The sequence below is a fragment of the Kineococcus glutinatus genome, from assembly GCF_039542765.1.
Lineage (GTDB): Bacteria > Actinomycetota > Actinomycetes > Actinomycetales > Kineococcaceae > Kineococcus_A > Kineococcus_A glutinatus.
Genome location: NZ_BAABIL010000302.1, coordinates 1 through 2,848, shown reverse-complemented (window position 1 = coordinate 2,848; position 2,848 = coordinate 1). Strand labels below are relative to the sequence as shown.

General features: G+C 77.7%; 3 protein-coding genes. All 3 read right to left on the bottom strand.

Going from position 1 to position 2,848, the window contains the following annotated elements; translation table 11 throughout:
• Positions 1-106: 106 nt before the first annotated feature.
• Positions 107-1,939, bottom strand: coding sequence for a glycoside hydrolase family 15 protein (locus ABEB16_RS11830; RefSeq protein ID WP_345712450.1), 1,833 nt, complete (start codon positions 1,937-1,939; stop codon positions 107-109).
• A 144-nt stretch (positions 1,940-2,083) separates the two neighbouring features.
• Complete coding sequence (gene arfB / locus ABEB16_RS11825) at positions 2,084-2,557, bottom strand: alternative ribosome rescue aminoacyl-tRNA hydrolase ArfB (protein ID WP_345712449.1); 474 nt, start codon at positions 2,555-2,557, stop codon at positions 2,084-2,086.
• A gap of 82 nt (positions 2,558-2,639) precedes the next feature.
• Positions 2,640-2,848: hypothetical protein (locus ABEB16_RS11820; RefSeq protein WP_345712448.1), on the bottom strand; the 209-nt coding region annotated here is incomplete at its 5' end.

Sequence of the window (2,848 nt, the reverse complement as noted above, 5' to 3'; positions counted from 1 at the left end):
CGCCCGGCTGCACGAGGCCGCGCCGCAGCGCCTCGTCCTCGTCGGGCCCGAGCGCGTGGTGCCCGACCCCGCCGGCGCCCCCACCTGCCCCTGAGCCCGGCGCCCCTCACGCCCGCCGGCCGCCCACCCCCCGCTCGGCGCTGCGCCGGCGCGGCTCCAGGTCCGCCGGGTGGGTGCCCGCGAGGTGGCGGGCGGTGTTGACCAGCCCGACGTGGCTGAACGCCTGCGGCGTGTTGCCCACCTGCCGGCCGTGGCGCACGTCGTACTCCTCCGCCAGCAACCCCAGGTCGTTGCGCAGGTCCAGCAGCCGCTCGAACAGCCCCACCGCCTCGGCGGTCTCACCGATGCCGAGCAGGGCGTCGGCCAACCAGAACGTGCAGGCCAGGAAGGCCCCCTCGTCCCCCGGCAGGCCGTCCACCCCGTCCTCGGTGCGGTAGCGCAGCAGCAGCCCGTCCTCGCACAGCTCCCGCTGCACCGCCCGCACCGTGCCCACGACCCGCGGGTCGTCGAACGGCAGGAACCCCACCTGCGGGATGAGCAGCAGCGCCGCGTCCAGGCCCGCCGAGCCGTAGTGCTGCGTGAAGGTGCCCCGCCCGGCGTCGAAGCCGTGCCGGCACACGTCCGCGTGGATCTCCTCCCGCACCCGCTTCCACCGCTCCACCGGCCCGTCGAGGCCGAAGCGCTCCACCGCCTGCACGGCGCGGTCCAGCCCCGCCCAGGCCATGACCTTGGAGTGCACGAAGTGCCGGGGATCGCCCCGGACCTCCCACAGGCTGGAGTCCGGCTCGCGCCAGGCCCCCTCCAGGAAGTCCAGCAGGGCCCGCTGCAGGCGCCACGCCGGCTCGCCGGCGTCGATGCCCGCGCTGCGCGACAGGTGCAGGCCGTCCAGCACCTCCCCCCACACGTCGAGCTGGAACTGCCCCGCGGCCAGGTTGCCCACCCGCACCGGGGAGGCGCCCTCGTAGCCGGGCAGCCAGCCCAGCTCGGCCTCCGGCAACCGGCGGGTGCCGTCGATGCCGTACATGATCTGCAGCTCCGCCGGGTCGCCGGCCACCGCCCGCAGCAGCCACTCCCGCCACGCCGCGGCCTCCGCCACGAAGCCGGTGCCCAGCAGGGCCTGCAGCGTGAACGTCGCATCGCGCAGCCAGCAGTAGCGGTAGTCCCAGTTGCGCGAGCCGCCCAGCTGCTCGGGCAGCGACGTGGTCGCCGCGGCGAGGATGCCGCCGGTGGGTTCGTACGTGAGGCCCTTGAGCACGACCAGGGAGCGGCGCACCGCCTCGTGCCAGCGCTCGTTCCCGCAGGAGAAGTCGAGCCCGGACATCCACCCCGCCCACATCGCCTCCGTCTCGGCCAGCGCCCGCTCGGCGTCCACCGGCTCCGGGCGGGGCAGGTGGGAGGGGGAGTGCGTGAGCACGAAGGGCACCCGCTCGCCCGCCGCGACGGTGAAGTCGGCCACCGTCGCGAAGTCGCGCCCCTCCAGCGGGACCGGGGTGGCCAGCCACAGCGCGTCCGGCCCCGCGACCGCCGCCAGGTCCCCGTCGACGCGGCGCACCCACGGCACGACGGAGCCGTAGTCCAGGCGCAGCCGCAGCTCGCCGTGCATCGCCACCCGCCCGCTGACGCCCTCCACGATGCGGACGACGTCGGGCGACTCGCCGCGGTGCGGCATGAAGTCGATCACCCGGACGGTGCCCCCGGGGGTGTCCCACTCCGTCTCCAGCACCAGGGAGTCCCCGCGGTAGCGGCGCCGCGCCGCGAGACCGCCGGCCGCCGGTGCCAGCCGCCACATGCCGTGGCGCTCGTCGCCCAGCAGCGCGGCGAAGCAGGCGGGGGAGTCGAACCTCGGCAGGCACAGCCAGTCGATCGAGCCGTCCCGCCCCACCAGGGCGGCGGTCTGCAGGTCGCCCAGCACGCCGTAGTCCTCGATGCGCAGCGCCACCGCCGGCCCCTCCCGCTCCGCGCCCCGGCCGAGCGCTCCGGCTCCCGATCATCGCCGCCCGCACCTGCGCCCGCAGCCCGGCGCGGGGGAGCGGCCGGCACGGGTGAGCGGTCGGCACGGGAGAGCGGCCGGCGCCGGCGGGCCTCAGTCGTCCGTCGAGCGCCGCAGCCGCTTGACCTCACCGCGCTGGCGCTTGCCCGCCAGCCGGCGCCGCTGCGACCCGCGGGTGGGGCGGGTGGCGCGCCTGGGGGGCGGCGGTGGGGCCACAGCCTCGGCCAGCACGGCCGCCAGCCGCTGCCGGGCCGCCTCCCGGTTGCGCAGCTGGGCGCGGTGTTCGGAGGCGACGACCGTGAGCACCCCGTCCACGAGGCGCCCGGCCAGCCGCTCCAGGGCCCGGGTGCGGGCCGTCTCCCCCAGCGCCGCGGAACGGGCCACGTCGAAGGACAGCTCCACCCTGGAGTCGGTGGTGTTGACGCCCTGCCCGCCGGGGCCGCCGGCCCGGGAGAATCGCTCGCGCAGCTCCTCCTCGGGCAGCTGGATGCGTGCCGTCACGCGCAGCCCCGCCACCGCGATCCCCCCGTCCGCCGCCGGCGCCACCGCCGGCGCCACCGCCGACATCCTGCAGCTCCGCGGCCCGGTACCGCGCGCGGTACCGGGCCGCGCGCGGTACCGGCGCCTGCGGGCCGCGGCTCACGTGGTTTCAGCCGGGAGCGGGCGGGGCATCGTCGTGCCAGACCGGTCCGGCCGGCCCGGGAGCAGCCCGGTCCGGCCGCGCCACCGCCCGGAGCGCCGCAGGCCAGGTGCAGCGCACCGCCACCCGGCGCACCGCGACCGACGAGGAGGCCCCCGTGAGGACCACCCGCACGAGCAGGACCACCCGCACGAACCGCACCACCCGCGCCGCCGGGG